Raw genomic sequence first — 23,464 nt, 5'->3', positions numbered from 1 at the left:
AATAGCATTCATCTCTAGCACAATCTTATCGAGCTTTTCTCACGCCTCCTCGTCGGTGAACAATCAAGCAATATCAAAGCCTGATTCTAGTTTCAATTTTGGTGGCGTCCTTCAGTGGGATTATGAGCTGAATAAAGTCAAAAACAACGAAGATACCTCTAATTCAGCCCTTCGCCGTTCAAGGCTCTATTCTTATGGACACGTTGGAAATTGGGACTATAAAGCAACCATAAAGCTTGGAGAAAACAGTAAAACAAATGGTGACGCTATAGAAGCCTATATACGCTACACAGGAATGGGCGACTTTTTTAATGTTGCTATAGGCAAACAAAAAGAGCCTTTCGGTTTAGAATTGCTCACCAGTTCTAAAGATATATCGATAATAGAGCGTTCTGCTATGACCGAATACTACACTTATGAGCCAAGCTTCGGCATACAAATAACCGGAAAAGGGAGTGATTGGTCATATGGTTTTGGCATATTTGAATCCAATCGTAAAATCAAATCAGGTTTTAGCAACAAGGCGATTACAGGTCGATTAACTAAAGCGATGAAAGTAAACGATGAGTTGTTAGTTCACCTAGGTACTGGTTTTACATATAGAAGCGCCTACCTCAATAACAAAGACATAACCAACTACAATATTGAATACGCATTATTATATAAATCGATACATCTTCAAGCTGAATATTTTCACACTTCAGCCCCTCACACTACTTATTCTAACAAAGGCCATTATATTCAACTTGGCTATATTTTTAATGGTTCAAGGCCATACAAAGCTGGAAAATTTAAAGGCGTTATTCCGCATTCCACTCGCGGTGCTTGGGAAATGGTAATCAGGTATGAAGATGGACTAGGAAAATTTAGCGACATCAATCTTGGTAAGACCGTTGGAAAACAAATTTCAACTGGTGCGAACTACTACTTTAACAAACAAATAAGGTTTAGCTTGAGCTATATGGCCGGAGAAGACGAAGTATCTTCATCAAATAACGAAGAATATAGAGTAAGAATGCAGCTTTTATTTTAATTAGGTAGTGTTCAAAAATCTGAGCCATTTCAGTAGAATTGACTAAAATAGGAATGACACATAACTAAATATTTTAATTTTTAACAAGCTTTAAAAGACCTACAAGATGGCAAAGCATTAACGGGTAAAGATGGCATCTTAAGCCCGTTAATAAAGCAACTAACGGAAGCTGCTTTGAACGCTGAGTTAGAGCTGCATCTTGAGAACGATAACTTCCCTAAGCGTAAAAATGGTAAAACTGGTAAAACAAGCATAACCCTATCCCGTGGATCAATTCATGGTTAGTGTCTGATAACGTACAAGTAGCACCACAAGAAGCTGAAATTAGCTCATACCTTGTTGGTCAAATCGACTCGCAAGTTGATGCATCTGAATTTGGTGACTTTGATTTATAATGAGTGACAAGTCTACTGCAAGCATAACGCTTGCAGTAGACAGCCGGTGTATAGAATTTACCACTGGCTGCCCTTTTGTTTTACAGTGCTTAGAATCCATGAAAATAGACGTAGCATTTCAATGCCGCGAAGGTTATTGCGGCGCCTGCAGGGCAACGTTAGTTTCAGGTAGTGTTGAGTATAACGAAGAGCCACTGGCGTTTGTGCGCGAAGGCGAAATACTCCTGTGCTGCTGCAAGCCTAATGGCAATATAAGTATTAATTTAAAGTAATCTAAACGCTAAATACTGTTTATAAACGCCAATCTAATTGTTAATACCCAATAACTAGCTCTTTAGCTTATTTACGTATTACTGAACGAGCTTTACACGCATTGAAACTGACGCGCTTCGCCCTAAGTTATCAACCACTCTTACATCAAATTCGCCTACTTGTGGTTGCCAAAATAGTGAAGTATCTCGTTTAACTTTACCTACAAAGCTGTTGTCTACAAACCAATATAAAACACGTGAGTCTGTATCTGTGGTCGCCGAAAAAGGAATGCTCTCTAGCTTAAGTTTACTTGCTCGCACAGTGTAGCTAATCAAACTACTTGGCGATGTAATAGTAGGTGCTGAGCCTTGTGTACTTGTATCATTAATTAAGCATGAATCTAAATAAGGTGGAGGCTGGCGTTTAACGATACCTGCTTGTTTAAATAATCTGACTAGGTCAGATGGCCAAAATTCATAAACTGCTTTTGTCGTTGTAGATTCATTATATTGGCATGCACGTAGACCCGATGCTTTATCAATATAAATTTCACGATGTACATCCGATACTTTAATTGGCGACTTAGCGGGAATAAAAAGCCCTTTTTCTGTTTTAGGGCAATGCACATTAGGTAAATCACCTGTTGTAGAGCAAATATCTACTTCTGTAATATTTAAACCACCTGGTTTTATATCGCCTTTGATTAAGCCGTAACTATCTAATGAACGAATTATTTCGAAAAACAAAGGCGCGGCTGCTTGTCGCCCAATAAAAGATGGATGCCCTTCTCCTGAAAAATTACCAACCCATGTAGCTAAAACATACGGACCAACAATACCTACTGACCATGCATCACGAAAAGCAAATGAAGTACCGGTTTTCCAATATACAGGGTATGCTTGCCTTCTTTCTTTTTGAAATGAGATCTCATCAACTGCACTATTTTTATTTAGCATTTGTAAAGTCAGGTAGGCTGCCTCTGGGCTGATGAGTTGCTTGATATGATTGTTTGAGTTCTTTGGGTTATTTGGGTTAATAGCAGTGGCGTCTTTTATTAATATAACTTCATCCTTATACACCCCTAAATTAGCCAACATGGCGTATAACTTAACGAGCTCTAGCATCGTTACTTCACTGCCGCCCAGCGCAAGTGCTAAACCATAAAACTCTTTAGGCTGAAGCTTTTTAACATCGGCTGCAACGAGTAAATCGTATAACCCAACTTTTTGTAAGCGATACATCAAATTAACGGCAGGCACATTACGGCTCAACACGAGCGATTCAGTGGCTGATATAGGGCCTAAAAACTGCTGATCGTAGTTCTCTGGTGTATACCCTCCAAAGCGTTTGGGGGCATCTTTTACAAGCGTTAATGGATGAATTAACCCTTCGTCTATAGCAAGCGCATAAATAAATGGTTTAAGGGTTGAACCTGGTGAACGTTTGGCTCTTACACCATTTACTTGACCGCTAATGTCATTATTAAAAAAATCCACAGAGCCTAATTCAGCAACGACTTCCATGGTTTTATAATTTAGTAAAATAGCAGACGTATTACTAAGCCCGTCTCTTTGCCTACGATTAATATAATTTTTTGCGTGGCGCTGAAGTAAGTTTTGTAAATTAAGGTCTATCGACGTTTTATATTCTCCCGGCTTTAAGTGCGGGTATTCGCTTTGTAAATTATTAATAAAATGTGGGGCTTCAAAAGGTAAGTCTGAAGAGGCATATACCTTTATCGGTAATTGCATAGCTGCTAGCCAATGTTTATCGTCTGGGTATTTTTCAAGCCAACGAGTAAACAGTTTTTTTCTTGTTTCTAGCAATATGAATTTAGCCGATTTTTTAATGGGATTTCGTTTAGTTGGGTTTTGCGGAATTAAGCTAAGTAATAATGACTCAGGTAAATTAAGATCAATGGCTGGTTTCTTAAAGTAAATTAAACTGGCTGCACCAACACCTTCAATATTTGATCCATAAGGCGCTAAGTTAAAATACGCCTCGAGTATTTGGTTTTTACTGTAGTGTCGCTCAATTTGTAACGCTCGAAGTATTTGTTCTACTTTTCCAAATATAACATGCGTGTTCATCCCAAAGTGCAACCGAGCTACTTGCATTGTTATTGTTGACGCACCAACTCGGTGACTTCTTTTAATATAACTAGTATAAAACGCATTTATTAAAGCAATAAAATCGACACCAATATGCTCATAAAAGTCTTGGTCTTCATACAATAAAGTCGCTTGTTGAACGCTCAAAGGGATTTTATCTATTGGCGTCCATAATCTATATCTATCGTCTGCGGCTAAATTTAAACGCAGTAATTTACCACTGCTATCGTAAAAAGCCGTTGAGTAAGCATTAGGCTGAGTAATATCAGGCTTTGGAGTAAATAAATACAACAGCACTGCAAGCAGTACTGTTGTAAAAAAAGCCGTTTTTATTATAAAACTAAACTTTTTATTTAGCGGTAGTAACATCAAAACGACCCGATTTTGAGTGCGCTTTAATACTTAAATCATACATAGATTCAGCATAAGCCGATGGCACTACAAAGCTGCCAGATGCAGTAGCCTTAACTTTGTAAGTAAGCTCAGTCATGCTATCGCCAAAGCTGCCATACAATATAACGCGATCCTCTCGAATATCTTTATAGTCAGAGGTCCAGCGGTTATAGCTATTGCGAACGCTGTCTCTTAGTACTTCAAAGCCACCAGGTAGTAAATCAATAACAGCAACATCCGAAATGTTTTCACCCGTTGCACTACGCACTCGCAATACAACGTTTAGTTCTTGACCTTGAACTGCGGTGGTTACAATATTACCTTTATTGTCTTGGTATTCTCTAACAACTTCTAAGCCATTGCTTAATGACTTTTGTGGTACGTTTGTATCAAAACCAGCTTGGCTCATCATGTAAAATGAGCGAGGTGGCGCTAATACATTAAGCGTTTTAACGTCATTTAAAAACGAGGCTTTAGGATAAGGTGTATAGGTTACGTCTAATGCCTTTTTATCTGCCTTTGTCGTTGTTGCCATTATTTTTACATCTTCAGGCTGGGCTTGTGATAACGCAACTTTTGAGTATGCCGTCATAGCAAGTACCGACCAAGCAGACGACAACGTGTTGTAGTCTCCTTCAAAAATAGGGTCAACTACAGTAAACAAATCATCTTCAGTTAACTGCTTTAAGCGAGCAGGAAAATGTTTTGATAACAAATAAATATACTGTCCGTCGTGAGCTAAACGTGAGTCGTAAGCGCCCCAATTATCGTGTTGCGTATCTTGCCCAATTTTATAGCTATTGATCAGTGCTTGCGCTTTATCGCTTGCACGTAATAGCTGATAAGTTGCGCCCATAAACGCGGACGTTATATCTTGTTGCCATACTTTGCTATTACTCGCATTTACGCTTTTTTCTAAATCAGATAAGTAATTAGTTGTTACCTCACCTTGTCGTGTTAGCAAATAAATAGCATAAGCGCGGTTTCTGTCATTCGTCTCTAAAGATCCGCTCGCTATACTGCGCACACCTTCAAAACCACTGCTCCACATATCATAAGGTATTGCTACGCCCGCTTCTTTTGCATCTAATAAAAAATGCATAACATAAAGAGAAGAATAAATAGATGCACTAGAATTACCCGGCCATAACATAAATCTGCCATCAGGTAATTGACGTTGACGAAGGGTGTCTATTAAGTTGTTTATACGCTCATGTTTATAAGATACATCGCCCATATAACTTGGGTGTTCTAAATAACTCAGCACCGGAAACACACTACTCACCACTTGCTCGGTACACATATGAGGAAAGTTATCTAAATAACTAATAAGACCATCAACAAGCGCTAACGGGCTTTGTGAAGCGGTAATATTATTTTGTGCTAAATTAGGATATAGCTGTCTCGAAACCGCTATTTCTTTTTTACCTGATTCACTAAAGCCACTTTCAAAACTACTAACAAATGCAACCGCAGGGCGCACACTTAACGTAGCCGTACGTTGGCTAACATTGTCACCCGACAGCGCAGTAAATGTAATTGATGCAGCGCCAAGCTTATCGAGCACTTTTACTCTAAACGTTAATGTGTCTTCTGAGTTTTCATCAATATTTAGCGTTAGTTTTTTATCACTTATTATTTCAATGTTGCTTGAAGCAAGCGCCTCTAACGTAATTGGCAGTTGTTTACCTGAATCCTCAACGCCATTGGCAATACCAAGTACAATATCAAACTCATCGCCAGGTGCCGCTGTCGTTAATACATTGGGGCTTAATACAAAAGGCCCTTTTACTAGTGTTGTACTTTCTTTAACACCAACACCCTCGTCATTTACGGCAATCGCGATTACACGTACCTGACCTGCAAAAGTATCTGGAATAGTGAACGTATGCTTTTTTGTTTTAGCATCAGCCGATAAAATACCAGACCAAAATGCGACTGGTTTTTGTACCTTACGAGAAAACGGGTTAAGTTGCTTGCTCTTGCGGTTCAATGCCATTGATTCAGCATAACCGCCACCGGCAGCTGCAAGCTCTTGCACTAGTTTAAATTCAGGTAAAATAAGATCAACAATTTGCATAGTGCTAACTTCTAAAGCACGTTTTTGTAAGAAGTGATTTAACGGCTTTGGCGTCCGATAATTCGCCACTTGTAAAATGCCTTCATCTACAGCAAATAAAAGAACACGTGACGGTGATTTGGCACTATATGAAATGACTAAATCATCACCTGGTTTTACTTTATCAGGTATGTTTACGTCAAAATCTATTGCACGTTTACTACGATCAATCGCAAATGGTTTAACTGCGTAGCTTAGTGGGCTTGTAAATATTTCTTTCGATTCAAGGCTTCGAACAAATGAAACATTAATATACGCATTGCCTTCTATTCCTTTAGGTAGCGTTATTGTTTGTATGCTACTTGTTGTTTTACTCTCAAACCATTTAAATGCGTGTACTTTATTGGTTTCAATTGTTATTAAACCCGAGCCAACATAAGGCGCTACAATACTTATTTCAATTGTTTCGCCAGGTTTGTAATCCGGTTTATTTAATTGCACTTGCAGTTCTGCATTTTTTTCAAGCTTACCCGCTAGGTTACCCGTACCGGTTACCGTAAATGATACTCTACTGACGGTATTTCCTTCGCCGTCAACGAGTTCTACTAAGTAATCACCTGGCTCAGCTGTGGGTAATTCGTAGTCTGCGCCATCTTCTTTAATGTAAAACGGACTGCTTGATACCTGTTTGTTTTTTCTAACCGATTGGTACTTATAAGTGCCGTTATTTTGTTGCACCAACGTAGATACATATTGTTGTTCTATTAAATTTAGCGATAAGTCATCACGCGCAACTTGCTCAGTTTCTGAATTAATATTAATAAATTTTACAACACGTTTTGACTCTTTTGATATGTAGCTTAAATCGCCATCGGCTTTATAACCAACTAATTGCTCAACTGGCGAAACAAGCACCGAGCTGCTTGCACGAACACTTTTGCCACCGCCTTCTTCATACCCTTGTACTGCAAAATTTAACTGATAAGTACCTGCCTCATAGCGGGTTAAGTCAATATCAAACTCTGCCTTGCCTTGTTCATCAGTTTTGGTTTCGGTTAATGATTCATTACTGTGTCTAATATTTCTCCCTTCACTGTGGGGATCAGAAAACACATAATCTTTGTATTCATTAAAGTAAAAACCAGCTGGCGATAAACGTAAATCAGCGGTAACGCGTCTATTTTGAGCAGGTGTACCAAATAAGTTTTGAAGACTCACCAATGCTTTAAATTTTGAGCTGTTTACCCACCCCTTAGCAGATGACTGAGAAAATTGACTGCTAATTTTCAATCTATCAGGCACAAACTCTTCAACTTTAAACTCAGTACTGCCTAATTGATCGCGGCTATTATTATTTTTAATAAGTTGCACCGATACATAATACGTTCCTGTGTTGGCGCTACTTTGTGTTTTAAAGTCAAAATCAAGCAACCCATACTTACCCAAGCTCACACGTTTATTATAAACAGTTGCCCCTTTAGGATCGGTAATTATGAACTCAAGCGGTATATCGCCCAGTTTTGCAAAGTTTTGTTGCTTAACAATCGTGGCAAGTTTAACGCTGTCGCCTGGTCGATAAATTCCACGGTCAGAAAAAACAAACGCATCTATTTTATTACTGCCACTGAGCCCCGAACTTACACCGCCGGTATCAAACCGAGAGTAGTTAACCATTCGAGCATAGCGATTATAAGGAATAAAAGACATGTCATTTTTAGTTTCTACTACAAAAGCAACGGGAGTTTGGTCCTCTGTAAACCACGTTGTGTCTTCGAAAAACGCGTGCCCTTTGGAGTCGGTTTTAGTATTTAAAATAACTAATCCGTTTTTACCCAGTAACGACACCTTCGCTTTTGCTACCGGTTTTCCTGTTTCAATAGATTGGACAAATATATCGCGAGATCCATCAGCATTGTTTTTTACCAAAATACCTAAATCCGTAATAAGAATAAGTCGTTTTTCTTGGGGTCCATATACGTAATTATCTTCTGTATTTAACGCTTGAGCATTTATAAAAAACAAGCCTAAACCAAGTGACTCATTATACTTACTACTCAAATCAATAGATGAATAGACCGCTTTTTTAGGGTGCTCCGATTTTAAATTAACTTGTCTGGTAAAAATTGAACTTATGTTTTCTTCTGTAAAGTAATAATTATTAAATTCTGGATTAGAAATATCACCACTGGTTTGACTTATAAGGTGGTTAATCTGATTGGCTTCTACCCTACCGACTTTAACTTGAAGTGCGTTTACACCACGGGTCAAAAATGACAATTTATGGTCACCATTTTTTGATAATATAGACCCTTTAGACATAATATTTACTTGTGTCGGATAAGCCTGCGTATCTAAAATAGTGTCGTATTTATTCACCATCGTAAACTCACCCGTCGACTTTAATCCCTTATCAATCGCGATATAAACTTGCTGGTTTTGAGGGGCGTCAAACGTAAAACTGTGTAACTTAGCGGTATCTTGCGCGGTAGGAATCGCATGTAACTTAACTTTTTGAGATTGCTTAAGCACTGCATCAGTTACCTCTCGTGGGCTACTGAAGTACTTATAATTACCTTTTGAATCTTTAGCCGGTAATACGTAAGCAATCGTTTTACTAACCACATCTTGCGATGAAATATCATCTGTGAAGTCTAAAACAAGTGTTTGTTCGGGCTCCCCTTGCGTATTTTTTACCATCAACACATTGGCAGTATTTACTCTAAAAAAGCTATTTACACTTGGGACCAACACGGCGTCTTTAATCTCTACTGTTGTTTGAGAAGGACCCATAACCGGCTTTACACCGTTATTAAGAACAAAATACAGATAGCTTTCGGTATCTTGAATACGTATTTGCTCTGAAGTAATGTAAATCTCTCGTTGATGCTTGTCGTAAGTAACATCAAATTTATATTGTGCGAGTTCGTTCTTGCCATCTTGATCAAGTGATTGAGTCAGCTTTAAATTATTTTTTATGGTGTTTATATCTGTTGGGTGAGTCGCTTTTAATGTTGCAACCACCTTGTGACTTTTTTTAACGTTAGGATCTTGATAAAAAGCGAGCGAGCTAAGCGTTAGTTCAAAATCGGGAGTTTTAAATACATGCTCATTATCGCTTAGGTGTATATCGCTTTTAAAAATAGACGAATCAAAACGTACTGTATATTCTTGCCCTGCTGACCAATCTTGTTTTGGGATAAATTTAAGCTGGCTTTCACTATTCCAAGACCACTGTCCAATTAGCTCTGGCGTGACTTTTATACCTTTGGAGAGCACTTTGCCAACAAGCGCAAGCTTTGCGATCGAATAGGACACTGTATCCGTATTTTCTACATCATCTAAAACAGGAGCAAAATCTATATAAAGCGGTTCAGGGTTTAAAACATCAGATAAAGTGGTAACAGCAGGTGTAGAGTGAGTTACTTTGTAACTAATTGGCTGTGGTAAAGAAAGGAAAAAACAATAGCCTGCTATTAATATTACCAGCATTAGCACGGCGCTAAAGAATGCTGTTTTGCGCTCTTTAGCAAACCTAAGCACATTATTTATAGCAGTAATTAACCACTTTGGCTTGTGCCAAATAATGACACCAAATACATTTAAAATAACAAAAAACGTGGTCAGTAAAATCCACACACTGCCAACTGTTTTTTCGGTTAAATTTACGTTGCCAAATAAGCTTGCAACCAAACCAAACAAGCCCGTTCCTATGGCTGAAAAAACAATACTCATAAATAAGCTCGCTATTTGGGGAGCGAGTTTACTTTGTTTAAGATTAACCTCTTTTGGGTTAGCCTCTTTTGAATCGGTTTTTATATTCACGTTCAAATCCTTTTTCTTTATACTGCAATATCAATAAATGAGAAAACTCATATTTATAATCTGGTTATTTATATTCTTCTGGGACAAATCGGTAATGCCCCGTAATTTTAAAATCGAAAAGCATGTCGCTTTTTTCAGGCCCTCTTCCAATATTATGAACAATTAATGGATTCCCTGTGTCTTTTGCTAACTCATTCACAACCATACCGATATGCGGCAAATTACCTGGCAGCATCCACGTTACAATGTCACCCGTTTTATAGTCTTTCGCGTTACTTGATTTAGTGAGCACTTGACCATGATTTTTAAAGTAAGCCTGTAAATTTGGCACACGGCGGTGATCTATATTTTTATCAGGTTTGGTTAAACCCCAAATACGCTTAGAGGGATATAGCTCAAAGCTTTTTAGCATGTCCTCATGCACAAGCTTTTGCAAATCAATACCTAAAAGTCGATATGATCGAATAACGACATCGGTACACACCCCTACATTAGCGGGCACATCGCCACCAGGATATGCAATTGAGCGATAAGCACCATCGTAAGTAACGTTGTGTGTTGTTCTTTCAAGCAGCGCTGCCACAATGTCGTCATCAAACGATGCCGCATAGGCATTTATGCTAAGTAAGCTCAGTAAAAAAATAGTAAAGCGTGTCATATGCAATCCTTTGAAAATGTTAATTAACTACAACGCTTGAACCACGTGTTCAGGTACGTTTATTTTCTTGCCATTATTTGTAAAGTGCTTATCAAGACCATACGCCATGACTTCAAGTGGCGCAGCTGCATAACCAACCTGCTGAATTTCGGTTATGTAACGCAGCATAAAAGCCTCGGCGCCAAGTTCACTCCATTGGGCTACGTGAACAAGTTCATGAAAGTGCACAGCTAAATTGTCAGCTACGTAAGGAAGCATGTAATAAGTGTTTTTGTATGTAGCACCTGCGGCATCCATATCAATAAAATCGCCTAGCCCCATTTCACGCAAAAAAGGAAAGTTCGGTTTGGGTATTTCATCGACAACAACGTAAAAGGCATTTTTTAAAAATTCGGTAGGATAAAACCCAGCAAACTCACTGGCAAATTTTTCAAAGCTAATTCTTTGGTTGTTATATTTAATATTTGTTGCATCAATCCATTGTTCTATTTGTTCGAGAACATCCTTTCTCCAAGATACTCACTTAACACTTTATATATGCTGTAACCCAATACTTTAATAGTAACAAAAGTAAATTAACGAATCTCTTTTTTTAATATTTAAGAGTTAATTATCCCTAGATTTAATTTTCAGGCAGCCCGTATTGATAACTGATAAAAAGTAAACACATAAAATTAAAATGACTTAGCCTAAAGCGACTAATAATTTCAACAGTGAATATATACTCTTTAGATAGTTAGACGTCTTTTTTATGCTTAAATAAATGTTATTATTTGTAACTAAAATCGTCACTAAATAACGTATGTCTAAATTTAGTCTCACATACGTAAATTTGAGTATTAAAACAATGCGTTTATGTGCAAGCCTTTTACTAATTTTACTTTCTAATGCAGCGAATGCTGAAAATATAAAACCGTTTACATCAGATGGGTGTAGCTCGTTTCCTGATGGCACTATACAACATAAAAAGCTGTGGTTAGCGTGCTGCACAGCTCATGACTATGCCTACTGGCAAGGCGGTACGTATGAGGAACGTTTAAAAGCCGATAAAGTATTACAGCATTGTGTTGCTGATGTGGGCGAAACAAATATAGCAAATTTAATGCTTGCTGGGGTACGTATTGGTGGAAGCCCTTTTATACCAACCACGTTTAGATGGGGCTATGGCTGGTCATATCCTAGGTTATATCAAGCATTAACAGCTGATGAAATTAAGCAAATTGCTGCTTTAAAAACGGTATTAACTCAAACCAATTAACACATTGTGAAAAACTGGGTTATGCAAATAATATCAAAAGGAATTGAATCACTATGCTTATACTGCTAAGTATTATTTTAACTTTGTTTCCAACGGTAATATCTTATTTTGTTTCACGTAATTACGCTAAAAAGGCTAAAGCGACTAATAAAGGTGCTTACATCAGAGCAGTGCTTTGGCCTAGTGTTTTCTCGTGGACACTATTTGCTGCTGTTGGGCACGGTGCAATCATCTTCCCCTTACCTTCAACGTTTGCGGTCGTGTTATATGTGTTTCTATATGACGAACGTGGTATCTATTTTCATCCTCACATATTTTTAAGCCCAACGATTCCAATAGCCGTTTATTTAATAAGCTATTTCAAATACAAAAAAGCGGCCAATAAAGAGCTAACGCCCTAGCCCACTATTGGCTCATCAGTATCTTGTAAGGCCCAAAGCTGCACTTACTCCTGCTGTACACTTCTTTGCTGTGAAACTACAACGTTATTATCTGAATATAAATGTGTAAATAACAGGTCTGGTAAATTAATAGAGCGTCATTACCAAAAATAACGAGTTTACTAATGCACCTAGATATACAAAAAAGCCTTAAAGTAAAACCTGCTCACATCGTCTCATTTATTGTGTTTTTATTAGTTTCTATGTCTACGCTTACCGCTCAGGTATATGCTGCTGATGCTGTATGGCCCTCAAAAACCACTTACAAATATGCAAACGTAAATGGTAAAAAAATATTTTATCGAGAAGCTGGCAAGCAACATGAACAAACAATTGTTTTATTGCATGGTTATCCATCGTCGTCACATAGTTACCGTGAGCTAATTCCTCTTTTGTCTGGCCGCTATCATGTAATAGCACCCGATTATTTAGGCTCGGGATATAGCGATAAGCCAACTTCTGATAAACAAAAATATACATTTGATCTACTTGCTAAATATGTAGATGGGTTACTTGATACACTTGATATAAATAGTTATAGCCTTTATATACAAGACTTTGGCGCACCAGTAGGCTTTAGAATGCTGTTAAATAACCCAAATAAACTCGATGCATTAATCGTACAAAATGGTAATGCATATTTAGAAGGTTTAACTCCTGCTAGGCAAACATTTTTTAAAACAGCTAATCAAGATAAATCCAAAGCACAACAAGCTAAGCTGTATTCATTTACTTCAGAGCAAGCCATTATTAATAAACAATACTTACGCGATGTGCAAAATAATACTCAAATAATGAACCCAGATAGCTGGACTCACGACCTTCATTTTTTACAAACTAAAACTGATCGATTAATTCAAGTACAGCTACTACAAGATTACTACAACAACCTTCTCGACTACCCCAAATGGCAAGCATATTTAAGAAAGTATCAGCCACCTACGTTAATTGTATGGGGTAAAAACGATCCAGCATTTATAGCCGCAGGCGCTAAAGCGTATTTAAAAGATGTACCAAACGCTGAACTGCATTTACTCGATTCAGGGCACTTTAGTGTTGAAGAAAAACCAGTAGAAATTGCAAAATACATTGTCGATTTTATGAGTAAGCTAGCTCAATAGTAAGCCTATTCTTTTGGCTTAGTATTTATAGCGAACATAAAAAAGCGCTGAGGGCATAAACCATCAGCGCTTTATTAAGTTCAAGAAAAACCCACAAAAATCACATTTAATATGGATAAGTTATACTTTTATGTATTTAACCTTCTTCTTCAATAAGTGACTCTAGTAGGTCGTGTATTTCAGCTTTAAGCTCTTTGTCTTCAATTTTATTAGCGCTAACTTTAGCGTTTTGAAGATTTTTAATAGCCTCGTCTTTTTGACCAAGCTCTAGTTGTAACGTAGCCATTGAAAAAGAAACCGACGACATATGATCTTTGTTATTAATCGCAACCGACTTCTCTAGTGCTTTTTCATAAGTAGTGATTGCCTCCTCTAGCTCTTCGGTAAAATCAGCTAGGGTTTCCCATTGTACAGGGTGATCTTTTGATGTGTTTTCATTTTCGATACAAATAGCTTTTAGCTCTGCAAATAACGATTCAAACTTTTCACGGTTATTTTTATTAGCTGCCGCCATTAAATCTTCTGCTAGATCATGTACCGCTTTATATACTTTTGTATTCATCATCACTGGTTATCCTTTAATGCAGCTAAACTCATTTACTCACTCAATTTAGCTAAAATGTATCATTACAGTCATTATAAAACGTATTTAAACAACTGATTTATTTAATTTGGTGTATAGCGTAATAATACATTAATAATGAACATCGCGTAGGCGTTAAACACTCTGTGATTAAACTTTATCGCAATTACTCTTGGTAAACTTACACGCTGAATAAACTTGCAACCCAATCCAACGTAAAAATGGTCGTAAACACTTTAAGTGCAATGACAACTGAAAATAATAGGATGATTGCCGCTTTAGCTTTGCTACTTTTAAGATTGTTCCAATACAATAACTTTGCATTAAATTCTGTTTTTAACTTAGTGACAGCCTCTTTCATAATAACGCCCTGCTTAGGTATCTGCGCTCAGCAACATTTAACAATCACACAGTTGCTCAAGCGGGGTTTGTAACATTTTTCGCTACCTTTAGAGTAAACCATTAAATAAAGCCTGTACTATATAAAATGTAACAAGGGGTTTTAACTTAAGTTATTGTATCTAACTATTGTTTACACACACAAAAATTAAAGGATGGGTAAATTCAGTAGAGCGTTAATAATAAATTTGGTGCTACACTAGAAGCTAACTTAAACTCGTTAACAGCCAACTAAATTATGAAAGAATGTAACCAGTGTGGTAAATGCTGTATTAAATACGGCGGCGGCGATTTAAGCGCATCAAAAGAAGAAATAGATTTATGGGAGCTTTTTAATCCCGAAATTTATGAATACGTTAAAAACAATGAGATTTGGTTCGATCCTGAAACAGGACTAAGGCTAGATGCTTGCCCATTTTTAGAAATTGCCCCTAAAAAAGACCCTCTCGCTAAAAATATGTATACCTGCAGTATCTACCTCGACCGACCTGAGGACTGTCGCCACTACCCTAGCCTCATCCCTGAAATGATTAGAGATGAGTGTGAAATGATAGAGCCCGTCGATATAATAAACCAGACAAGAGCACAGCATAAACTTGACGTGATAATGATAGATAGCCGCTCTTAAATACATCGTTACCGTCGAGCGTTATTTGATAAACTGGCATTTTAGATTCAGAAACCTATAAATCTAGATTTGTATTATATGGCTTAATCATCATTTTTAGGTTATTCATCGCAAAATACAAAGTTATAGTATAACATTGTTGATTCGTCAATTTTGCGGTGTTATATTATATCACAACATAATAACCACGAACCAATATATCCATGACAAAGTTAACATTAATCTCCTCCGCTATTTTTTCTGTTTTATGTTCTCAATCAGCTTTGGCTGCAACTGTTACTGGCAAAGTAATGGATGACAAAAATCAACCAATTAAAAATGCAACTATTCATATACATGGAAAAACTCAAGGCGTTAAAAGTAATGAGCTTGGTGAATTTGCAATTGAAGTAGACTCAGCAAGTCAATTACACATCAGTAAAGACAATTATATCGACTCTCGAATTGCTGTTACTGAGGCCTCAAAAAACCTAGCTGTATCACTTGAGCCAACATCGGTTGAAACTGTGGTTGTTTACGCTTCTGCACTTCATAAAAACAGCCTAGAAATGATTTCTCCCGTAAGTGTGCTTTCAGGTGATGAACTAAGAAATAAATCTAAACCAACACTTGGTGAAACACTCAAAGGTTTACCAGGCGTAAATGCTAGTTACTTTGGCCCTGTATCATCAAGCCCAATTATTCGTGGTTTAGATGGCCCTCGCGTTAAAATTACGCAAAACGGTTTAGATGCCAGCGATGCATCGCGCATTGGCCCTGATCATGCAACTTCAAGCGATAGTTTAGCTGCAGAGCAAATTGAAGTCCTGCGCGGTCCAAGCACCCTACTTTATGGCTCTGGCGCTATTGGTGGTGTGGTAAATGTGGTTGATAACCGCATTCCTACTAGCAATATTGACGATTTAACAGGCGCGGCTGAATACAGCCACGACACTGTATCTAACGCAAACACAGTTGCTGCAAAACTTGAAACTGGTAATGAAGGCTTTAACTTTCATTTTGATGGTACAAAACGCAGCGGTGATGACTACCAAACACCAAATTTTACTATCACCGATGATGATGGCGATGTTGAAAAAGAAGATTCAGTAGAGAACACCTTTATTGATAGCGAAACGCTTAACTTTGGTACTAGTTATGTTGGAGAGCACCTAACGGTTGGTTTTTCTTACGGTAGCATTGATACCGATTACGGAATTCCGGGACATGAGCATCACCACGAGCATGAAGGCGAAACTGAAGAAGAACACGAAGAGCATGAAGATGAAGAAGCAGAAGAAGCCGTTTATGCACATTTAGAGCAAGACCGTTGGCAGGGCTTGATAAGCTATGCACTGCATAACAATTGGATTGAAACCATCAACCTACGTGTTGGCTATACCGATTACTCGCATAGCGAAATTGAAGACGGTGCTATTGGCACAACTTTTACCAATAAAACCACCGAAGCACGCTTAAATGTAGAACATAAATTTGCTGATTGGCATGGTATGGTTGGCTATCACTATAGCGACTCTGATTATGATGCAATTGGTGAAGAAGCATTTACACCAGCAAGTGTAACGACAACTAATGCACTTTATTTATTAGAAGAGCGTGAATTTGGTGATGTAACTGTTGAACTTGGTGCGCGTATTGAAGATTACAAAATAGAAAGTCAAATTTCAGAAGCTGAGCATGGTCATGATCACGACCATGACGAAGCTGAGGAAGAACACGACGAAGAAACGCTTGGTTACAGTAAAAGCTTTACTAATTTAAGCGTATCAGCGGGAGCTATATGGCAGTACAAACCGGGTCATAGTATTGCGACAAGTATTTCTCATTCAGAGCGTGCTCCGCTTTCTGCAGAGCTTTTATCTAACGGTTTACACATTGCAACAGGTACTTATGAACTTGGCCTTGGTTATAACATTGAGGGTAATGAAGCACATTTTGAGCCAGAGAATATCAAGCAAGAAACTTCAACAAACCTAGATTTAAGCTTTAGACGCTTTAGCGGCGACTTTGGTTACACGGTTAACTTTTTCTATAACGATATTAAGAACTTTTATTTCCAAGAAAATACAGGTTTAGTTTACGATGAAGAAGACGGTTTAGAGTCAGCAATTGGTGCACATGACGATGCTGTTGCGGTTTATCAGTTTACCAGCAAAGATGCAGAACTATATGGTATTGAATTTGATGCTCACTATCAAATTACATCAAGCGCTATGGTTAAAGTATTTGGTGACTCAACTCGTGCAAAACTTAAAGATGATGAAGGCAACCTACCACGTATCCCAGCCAATAAATTAGGCTCGGAGCTACAGTATGATTTAGGTGATTTACAACTAACCCTTACAGGTACTCATTACTTTGATCAAAACGATGTAACAGCGTTTGAAACACAAACCGATGGTTATACGTTATTTGACGCACAAGCTAATTACCAACTAGGTTTAGGTGCAGTAGATGCGCAACTTTATATAAATGTAGATAACATTACCGACGAGTTAGGTTTTGTACATAGCTCGTTTATTAAAGATAAAGCACCGTTACCTGGTAGAAACTTTCGATTTGGTATCCGTGGCTACTTTTAATAGCTAATACCAATCTGCTTATATATGGGGTCTATTTAACGTTAAGAAAATTACGCTAGAACTAGGCAAAAATTTTTGTATCTAGTTGCTCTAAATAAAAAATTTTTAACGACGTTATAGTGCAATTTAATTCGTTAAATTGATCAAAGATTTATGCAGGTTGGTATAACAAGCTCTTTAGTTTATATATTTAAAAACCGTATTTTATTAATGCGGTTTTTTATTTTTAGAATAGATAAAGCTCTTAAATTGCAGACACAAAAAAGCCGCGTTCAAATTGAACACGGCTTTTCAAATTCTTAATTAATAGTTAAATTAAGAAAGGATTTCGTGTAACTCAACGTCAAATACAAGCGTTGAGAAAGGTGCAATTGCAGCACCTGCGCCACGTTCACCATAAGCAAGCTCATGAGGAACGTAAATACGCCATTTAGTACCTACAGGCATCATTTGTAATGCTTCAGTCCAACCTTTGATTACGCCACCAACTGGGAATTCAGCAGGTTGACCGCGCTCGTATGAGCTATCAAAAACAGTACCGTTTACTAATGTACCGTGGTAATCAACACGTACTGTAGACTCAGCAGTCGGCTTTTCGCCTTCGCCAGTTGCTAGTACTTCATATTGAAGACCAGACTCAGTTACTGTGATTTCAGGACGTTTTGCGTTTTCTTCTAAGAATGCAATACCTTCAGCAGAAAGTACTTTTGACTCTTCTTCACGACGAGCTTGAATCTCTTCGTTAATTTTTTCGAATGCAGCTTGGATCTCAGGGAGCTCAACTTGAAAAGCGCTACCAGCGTACGCATCTTTCATGCCTTCAAATACTGAATTTAGGTTTAAGCCTTCAAAAGGATTAGACTTAAGTTGCTCACCCATTTGTAAGCCAATACCGTAACTTGCTTTTTCAGCATCTGTAGTAAAATTATCTGACATAATGTGTTTTTCACGTTTTGTTAGTTAAAAGACACATATATGCTATCACAAAATAAACCGTGTTTGGGGCTAGTTTTTGCTGAGTTTCACCTTAATTAGGCCAACAATGTAGCTACAAAGCGGTAAACTGAATAAAATTCCAGCAAGTAAAGGAATCGCTAGTAATCCTGACTCACCAAACAGTAAATAGGGTATGCCAAGGAGTCCTATACAACCAATAAAAATAGAACCAATTACCGGCCAATCTTTGTCGTATTTGGTAATGAGATGAGCAGCTAAAATATTAAAGCCCACACAATAAACTAAAGCGGTAATGAAGGAATTTTCTGGTTGTGCGTCACTCGCCATTTTGACTAATAAAGTAATGGCACTTTGGTAGCAGTAACCAAACACAGTCCATAATAAAAGATGCTTTATTAATTGCTGCGAGGTTGAAAGGTTTGTTGCTTTTGTCACTTACTAAACTCCACAAAGCAAAAAACCGCCCATAAGGCGGTTTTTTTAAATAATGGTGGAGAGATAGGGATTTGAACCCTAGATGGGCTATAAACCCATGCCGGTTTTCAAGACCGGTGCATTCGACCACTCTGCCATCTCTCCGCACGGCGCGAATAATATGGTTAAACGTGTTACTTGTAAAGCGCTAAATATAAATTAATCGTAAATATTAGTTAATCGATTAAAAACAAATCACTTTGCTCTTTTGTTACGCTAAAAAAGTTACAAATTTATTCGTTTAATAATATTGTTTTGGTCTGCGCGCAATCCAAGAACAAATTAAACATGCTAATAAACTCAATGCTGTGAATGTTACGCTTTGAAAAATTAAATCAAATCGATTTAAATCATCGCTTGGCACAACCACAAACATAAAAGCAGGTAGTATGCTAAGTAGTAAAACATAGCAGCATATTTTAAATGCACGGCCAAAATCAAAACGCTTGGTCTGTTGCATCCAAACAGTGAGCAACACCAGCATACCGATCGCAGAGCCTGCTATAAAGTGCGATGCATTTGTATTCATTGCAACATACAGTGTTACAAAAGCACCAATGATTCCCCAAATCGACCACGCTAGCCAATTCTCTTTTTCTTGTAAAAATAAATTTCCCATTGTTTTCGTCTTCTTTATCGTTATTTTTATTAAGACTTTCCATAATGTATCAAAAAACAACCGATTAAAAAACAAACTGAAGAAGAATTATTAACTATTGTGCTTCCAAGCGCTTCTCACAGCCAAATCACTAACTCTTTTATGCTACTATTCGTAACCTTAATGAATTATGACTATGCAGGTTGTATAAAGTTCATACTATTTCACAAATTACTAAAATAATGCTCAGGCTTGTGGCGAGGCGACTTCTTACAGTCCACTTCCGGTGTACCTATATATAAATATCCTACTATTTCATCTTGCTCATGTAAGTTAAGCGCTTTTTTAACTGCTGGACTTTGTGCAAAGTAGCCTGTGCGCCAAATGCCGCCTAACCCTTGGGCAAATGCAGCTTGTTGCATTGCAAGCACACTGCATCCTGCACTTTGTACTTGTTCAATACGAGGAACTTTTGGGTGTTCTTGATATTTAGCAATCGCTATGACAATCATAGGTGCACGAAGGGGAAGCTCTTTAGCACGGTTAATTACTTTTTCTGCTTGTTGCTCAGCTACTGCACTTTGATGATAAATATCACCCAATTTATTACGCGCCTCACCTTGGGCAATTATAAACTGCCACGGGGCAATACAACCATGATCGGGAACGCGTAATGCTGCTTGCTTAATTATGTCGAGCTGCTCAGGCGTAGGGCCCGGCGAAGTTAGTTTAGAGTCTGATTGTCGGGTAAGTAAAAGCTCGATAGCGTTCATAACGATTCCTCAAAATTCAAAACGCTAGAGTAACATTTAAAAGCTTAAAACATAAATACCGAGAAATTAAAATGCAAAACGGCCGCATAAAATTAATCTATGCGGCCTTTCTTAAAGTAGGTTTAGCGCTAGTGATTTAAAATATTTCGCTTTAACCAGAAGTCGATGCTAACAAAGCGACCTCCTCCCATAAAAAATAAGCTAAGGAGCATCGCAAAGTATATTGCAGAAAACTCTATACCATTATTTAAAATAGATGGTTTGCCTTTTTCGTAGAGATAATCAGGAAAGCCATGCTCTTCAACTAAGCCACGGATTTTTCCTATACGGTCTTGTACTTCTAATGAATTTTCGAGGCTTTCTTTAGCACCGGGAATTGATAACCAGTCGAGTACTTGCGCAGCACTTGTTTCTGGATTAGTTGGTGCTATTGCAAACCAACCATTATGCCAATGCACTGAGGTTGCAGCGACAACCATTGTGAACATAAGTGGGATACTGACCAAGCGAGTTAAAAGGCCAAGTAATAAAAACCAACCTCCTAAAAATTCACTCCAACCAGCTAAAAAGGCCAGTAAGTCTGGAAACGGTAATCCTAAACCCCATTCACTATTACCAAACCACTGAACTACATCAGGCGATGCTAGAAAGTTATCAAAAAAGCCTTCTGTTTCACCGCTTATAGAGAGTTTATTATAACCCGCTATAATCATTACTGGGGCTAAAATCAGGCGAAATAGTAAAGCGGGTAAACCATCTAAAAATGATAACTTACTCAATGCTATATTATAAATATTGATTAGTTTATTCATGCGTATCCTGTGTTCAATGTTTATTAAGTTATAGACTATAAACAGCAAAGACCGCATGAATTGATAAACTATTTCAATTTATTTACAAAGGTTAAATACTTCTAGCAACCTGAAGAGCTTCAAAAATAGCGCGTTTAGCATCAATAGCAGCAGCTAGTTTAGCTCCGCCTATAACATGTACCTTTGCATTATCTGTATGATTTTCTAGCACTTCGTTGTTAGAAACCTGACCAATACAGGCAATAACAGTGTCTACTGGCAGCACTTGAGTTTCGCCAGCAACATTAATAGTTAGCCCATTTTTATCAAAGCTTTGGTATTGGCAATCAGCAATTTGTTTAACGCCATGCTGCTTAGCAACTTGACGATGTATCCAACCGGTTGTTTTACCAAGCTCACTACCAAAACGTCCCGCACTGCGTTTTAACATATATAATTGACGTTCGTCTTTATGCGGTTGAGGTTCACACTCAATGCCCCATTGCGATTTAAAGTCGCTAATTGTTTGTGATTTATGCTCACTTAAAAACGCAACCATATCAAAACCAATACCGCCGGCCCCTAAAATAGCAATCGATTTACCCAGCTCTACTTCGCCGCGTATAACTTCATCATAAGCAAACACACGCTTATCATCGCTACATTTAATTGATGCTTCACGGGGGCGTACGCCTGTTGCAAATACGATATCGTCATAGTTTTTAAGCATTGAATCGTCATAAGCTTTACCAAGCTCTACTGTTACTTTTAATCGCTCAAGTTCATTAGTGAAGTAAGTAAGGGTATGGTTAAAGTCTTCTTTACCCGGTATTTGCATGGCTAAATTAAACTGACCACCCATTTGTGACTTTTGATCGATTAACGTGACCTTATACCCTTTTTGAGCCAAGTAGCAACTTGCCGATAAACCCGCAGGACCCGCACCAACTACTAATACATTTTTAGCTTTGGTAGCTTGTTCTAACGGGTAATCTAGCTCAAATGCAGCTTGTGGATTAACTAAACACGTAGCACGTTTATTTTTAAATACATGGTCTAAACAACCTTGGTTACAGCCAATACAGATATTAATTTGCTTAGACTGATCATTCGCGTATTTATTAAAGAACTCAGGATCGGCAAGTAATGGGCGAGCCATTGAAATTAAGTCGGCCTCGCCTGCATTTAAAATATCATTAGCAATGTCTGGCGTATTAATTCGGTTAACAGCAATAACTGGCACGCTCACCACGTCTTTTAAACGTTTAGATGCTTCTTTAAATGCACCTGGCGGCACCATACTCGCAATAGTCGGTACACGTGCTTCGTGCCAACCAATGCCAGTGTTAAAAATATCAACGCCCGCTTTTTCAAGTTCAGTTGCTTGAATAGTTACTTCATCGGGTGTTGAGCCATTAGGAATTAAATCAATGATCGATAATCTAAAGATAATTAAAAATTGTTCAGATACTTTTGCCCTTACCGCTTTTACTATTTCAAGCGCAAGTCGCATTCTGTTTTCTAGGCTGCCACCAAACTCATCTTCACGTTTATTCGTATGTGGCGCCATAAACTCATTAATCAAATAACCTTCAGAACCCATCACTTCTACGCCATCGTAGCCGGCTTTTTCTGCCATATAGGCAGAATGCGCAAAGTCTTTAATTGTTTTTTTAATAGAGCTAAGTGACATCGCTTTAGGTTTATAAGGATTAATAGGTGCTTTTATTGCACTTGGTGCTTGGTTAAATGGATGGTATGCATAGCGACCTGCATGTAATAGTTGCAAACAAATTTTCCCGCCGTGCTTATGCACCGCATCTGTGTACGCGCGATGTTTAAATACATCGTAATAGCTATTAAATGAAGATGAAATAGGTGTTAACTTGCCACGTAAATTTGGGCTGTATCCGCCCGTAATTAACATAGCAGTGCCACCTTTAGCACGCGCTTCATAAAAAGCACGCAAGCGCTTGCGGTTATGCCAGCCTTCTTCAAGGCCCGTATGCATTGAGCCCATGACTAAGCGGTTACGTAATTGTGTGTGTTTTAATTGTAATTGTTGTTCTAACATCCTGTGCCCCGTTAACTGGTCTAACCTGTATACATTAGCTAATTCTGCTTTAATGGCAAGCAA

At 37.9% G+C, this 23,464-nt stretch carries 19 protein-coding genes, 1 tRNA gene and 2 pseudogenes; 9 read left to right on the top strand and 13 right to left on the bottom strand.

Translation table 11 applies throughout. The features are described from left to right. Positions 1–55 precede the first annotated feature (55 nt). The 4 genes and pseudogenes from PX700_RS13560 (at position 56) to yfaE (ending at position 1,700) form a co-directional block, all read left to right on the top strand. On the top strand, positions 56–1,033 hold the full coding sequence (locus PX700_RS13560) for a porin (RefSeq protein ID WP_479520986.1): 978 nt from the start codon (positions 56–58) through the stop codon (positions 1,031–1,033). Positions 1,034–1,093: 60 nt separating this feature from the next. Then, a pseudogene (locus tag PX700_RS13555) lies at positions 1,094–1,282 on the top strand (hypothetical protein); the annotation flags it as partial. Further along, positions 1,279–1,428 (top strand): annotated as a pseudogene (locus tag PX700_RS13550) (class Ia ribonucleoside-diphosphate reductase subunit beta); the annotation flags it as partial. The pseudogenes PX700_RS13555 and PX700_RS13550, both read left to right, overlap by 4 nt. Next, the gene (yfaE, locus tag PX700_RS13545; protein WP_479520985.1) at positions 1,428–1,700 is read left to right on the top strand and encodes a class I ribonucleotide reductase maintenance protein YfaE; all 273 of its coding nucleotides are present in this window, start codon (positions 1,428–1,430) and stop codon (positions 1,698–1,700) included. The pseudogene PX700_RS13550 and the gene yfaE, both read left to right, overlap by 1 nt. 78 nt (positions 1,701–1,778) lie before the next feature. Here yfaE and pbpC read toward each other — a convergent pair whose 3' ends face one another. From pbpC to PX700_RS13525, 4 genes are all read right to left on the bottom strand, one after another. Next, positions 1,779–4,160 carry a penicillin-binding protein 1C gene (gene pbpC, locus PX700_RS13540; protein ID WP_479520984.1) on the bottom strand — a complete coding sequence of 794 codons (2,382 nt, stop codon included), beginning with the start codon at positions 4,158–4,160 and terminating at the stop codon, positions 1,779–1,781. After that, complete coding sequence (locus PX700_RS13535) at positions 4,141–10,065, bottom strand: alpha-2-macroglobulin family protein (RefSeq protein WP_479520983.1); 5,925 nt, start codon at positions 10,063–10,065, stop codon at positions 4,141–4,143. Before PX700_RS13535 ends, pbpC begins: the two co-directional genes overlap by 20 nt. Positions 10,066–10,129: 64 nt before the next feature. After that, positions 10,130–10,723: a DUF1287 domain-containing protein gene (locus PX700_RS13530; protein WP_479520982.1), complete on the bottom strand. Its 594-nt coding sequence runs from the start codon at positions 10,721–10,723 to the stop codon at positions 10,130–10,132. Positions 10,724–10,750: 27 nt separating this feature from the next. Continuing rightward, on the bottom strand, positions 10,751–11,212 hold the full coding sequence (locus PX700_RS13525) for a hypothetical protein (RefSeq protein WP_479521028.1): 462 nt from the start codon (positions 11,210–11,212) through the stop codon (positions 10,751–10,753). Positions 11,213–11,525: 313 nt separating this feature from the next. Here PX700_RS13525 and PX700_RS13520 point away from each other — a divergent pair, with 313 nt between their 5' ends. From PX700_RS13520 to PX700_RS13510, 3 genes are all read left to right on the top strand, one after another. Further along, entirely contained in the window at positions 11,526–11,981 is a 456-nt protein-coding gene (locus PX700_RS13520; protein ID WP_479520981.1) for a hypothetical protein, read from the top strand. A gap of 53 nt (positions 11,982–12,034) precedes the next feature. Continuing rightward, on the top strand, positions 12,035–12,382 hold the full coding sequence (locus PX700_RS13515; RefSeq protein WP_024590144.1) for a hypothetical protein: 348 nt from the start codon (positions 12,035–12,037) through the stop codon (positions 12,380–12,382). A gap of 164 nt (positions 12,383–12,546) precedes the next feature. Continuing rightward, complete coding sequence (locus tag PX700_RS13510; protein WP_479520980.1) at positions 12,547–13,542, top strand: alpha/beta fold hydrolase; 996 nt, start codon at positions 12,547–12,549, stop codon at positions 13,540–13,542. Positions 13,543–13,678: 136 nt separating this feature from the next. Here PX700_RS13510 and PX700_RS13505 read toward each other — a convergent pair whose 3' ends face one another. Then, a complete protein-coding gene (locus PX700_RS13505) occupies positions 13,679–14,107 on the bottom strand; it encodes a tetratricopeptide repeat protein (protein ID WP_197238233.1) in 429 nt (142 codons plus the stop codon). 199 nt (positions 14,108–14,306) lie between these two features. Continuing rightward, positions 14,307–14,486: a hypothetical protein gene (locus PX700_RS13500; RefSeq protein ID WP_024590142.1), complete on the bottom strand. Its 180-nt coding sequence runs from the start codon at positions 14,484–14,486 to the stop codon at positions 14,307–14,309. Positions 14,487–14,762: 276 nt separating this feature from the next. Here PX700_RS13500 and PX700_RS13495 point away from each other — a divergent pair, with 276 nt between their 5' ends. Then, positions 14,763–15,152, top strand: a complete 390-nt coding sequence (locus tag PX700_RS13495) for a YkgJ family cysteine cluster protein (RefSeq protein WP_415635984.1) — start codon at positions 14,763–14,765, stop codon at positions 15,150–15,152. Between the two features lie 203 nt (positions 15,153–15,355). Beyond that, complete coding sequence (locus PX700_RS13490; RefSeq protein WP_415635983.1) at positions 15,356–17,734, top strand: TonB-dependent receptor; 2,379 nt, start codon at positions 15,356–15,358, stop codon at positions 17,732–17,734. A gap of 315 nt (positions 17,735–18,049) precedes the next feature. Here PX700_RS13490 and PX700_RS13485 read toward each other — a convergent pair whose 3' ends face one another. From PX700_RS13485 to PX700_RS13455, 7 genes are all read right to left on the bottom strand, one after another. Next, the gene (locus PX700_RS13485) at positions 18,050–18,670 is read right to left on the bottom strand and encodes an FKBP-type peptidyl-prolyl cis-trans isomerase (protein ID WP_479520979.1); all 621 of its coding nucleotides are present in this window, start codon (positions 18,668–18,670) and stop codon (positions 18,050–18,052) included. Positions 18,671–18,739: 69 nt separating this feature from the next. Next, positions 18,740–19,126 carry a hypothetical protein gene (locus PX700_RS13480; protein ID WP_479520978.1) on the bottom strand — a complete coding sequence of 129 codons (387 nt, stop codon included), beginning with the start codon at positions 19,124–19,126 and terminating at the stop codon, positions 18,740–18,742. 53 nt (positions 19,127–19,179) lie between these two features. Further along, positions 19,180–19,270: transfer RNA gene (locus PX700_RS13475), tRNA-Ser, on the bottom strand. A gap of 136 nt (positions 19,271–19,406) precedes the next feature. Further along, the gene (locus PX700_RS13470; protein WP_197139600.1) at positions 19,407–19,784 is read right to left on the bottom strand and encodes a hypothetical protein; all 378 of its coding nucleotides are present in this window, start codon (positions 19,782–19,784) and stop codon (positions 19,407–19,409) included. Between the two features lie 203 nt (positions 19,785–19,987). After that, the gene (locus PX700_RS13465) at positions 19,988–20,536 is read right to left on the bottom strand and encodes an NAD(P)H nitroreductase (RefSeq protein WP_415635980.1); all 549 of its coding nucleotides are present in this window, start codon (positions 20,534–20,536) and stop codon (positions 19,988–19,990) included. Between the two features lie 128 nt (positions 20,537–20,664). After that, positions 20,665–21,348, bottom strand: a complete 684-nt coding sequence (locus PX700_RS13460) for an HvfX family Cu-binding RiPP maturation protein (protein WP_479520977.1) — start codon at positions 21,346–21,348, stop codon at positions 20,665–20,667. A 91-nt stretch (positions 21,349–21,439) separates the two neighbouring features. Then, positions 21,440–23,401 (bottom strand): oxidoreductase, encoded by a 1,962-nt coding sequence (locus PX700_RS13455; RefSeq protein ID WP_479520976.1) that lies wholly within the window; start codon positions 23,399–23,401, stop codon positions 21,440–21,442. Positions 23,402–23,464: the final 63 nt, after the last annotated feature.

It is taken from the genome of Pseudoalteromonas sp. TP27, assembly GCF_056470645.1.
The sequence above is the reverse complement of the archived record's forward strand: the minus strand, read 5'-3'. Positions and strand labels throughout refer to the sequence as shown.

Coding starts and splice junctions, on each gene's coding strand:
- PX700_RS13485 (WP_479520979.1), bottom strand. CDS start 18,670: ATGTCAGATAATTTTACTACAGATGCTGAAAAAGCAAGTTACGGTATT.
- PX700_RS13510 (WP_479520980.1), top strand. CDS start 12,547: ATGCACCTAGATATACAAAAAAGCCTTAAAGTAAAACCTGCTCACATC.
- PX700_RS13495 (WP_415635984.1), top strand. CDS start 14,763: ATGAAAGAATGTAACCAGTGTGGTAAATGCTGTATTAAATACGGCGGC.
- PX700_RS13500 (WP_024590142.1), bottom strand. CDS start 14,486: ATGAAAGAGGCTGTCACTAAGTTAAAAACAGAATTTAATGCAAAGTTA.
- PX700_RS13530 (WP_479520982.1), bottom strand. CDS start 10,723: ATGACACGCTTTACTATTTTTTTACTGAGCTTACTTAGCATAAATGCC.
- PX700_RS13490 (WP_415635983.1), top strand. CDS start 15,356: ATGACAAAGTTAACATTAATCTCCTCCGCTATTTTTTCTGTTTTATGT.
- PX700_RS13470 (WP_197139600.1), bottom strand. CDS start 19,784: ATGGGAAATTTATTTTTACAAGAAAAAGAGAATTGGCTAGCGTGGTCG.
- PX700_RS13515 (WP_024590144.1), top strand. CDS start 12,035: ATGCTTATACTGCTAAGTATTATTTTAACTTTGTTTCCAACGGTAATA.
- PX700_RS13505 (WP_197238233.1), bottom strand. CDS start 14,107: ATGATGAATACAAAAGTATATAAAGCGGTACATGATCTAGCAGAAGAT.
- pbpC (WP_479520984.1), bottom strand. CDS start 4,160: ATGTTACTACCGCTAAATAAAAAGTTTAGTTTTATAATAAAAACGGCT.
- yfaE (WP_479520985.1), top strand. CDS start 1,428: ATGAGTGACAAGTCTACTGCAAGCATAACGCTTGCAGTAGACAGCCGG.
- PX700_RS13455 (WP_479520976.1), bottom strand. CDS start 23,401: ATGTTAGAACAACAATTACAATTAAAACACACACAATTACGTAACCGC.
- PX700_RS13460 (WP_479520977.1), bottom strand. CDS start 21,348: ATGAATAAACTAATCAATATTTATAATATAGCATTGAGTAAGTTATCA.
- PX700_RS13465 (WP_415635980.1), bottom strand. CDS start 20,536: ATGAACGCTATCGAGCTTTTACTTACCCGACAATCAGACTCTAAACTA.
- PX700_RS13520 (WP_479520981.1), top strand. CDS start 11,526: ATGTCTAAATTTAGTCTCACATACGTAAATTTGAGTATTAAAACAATG.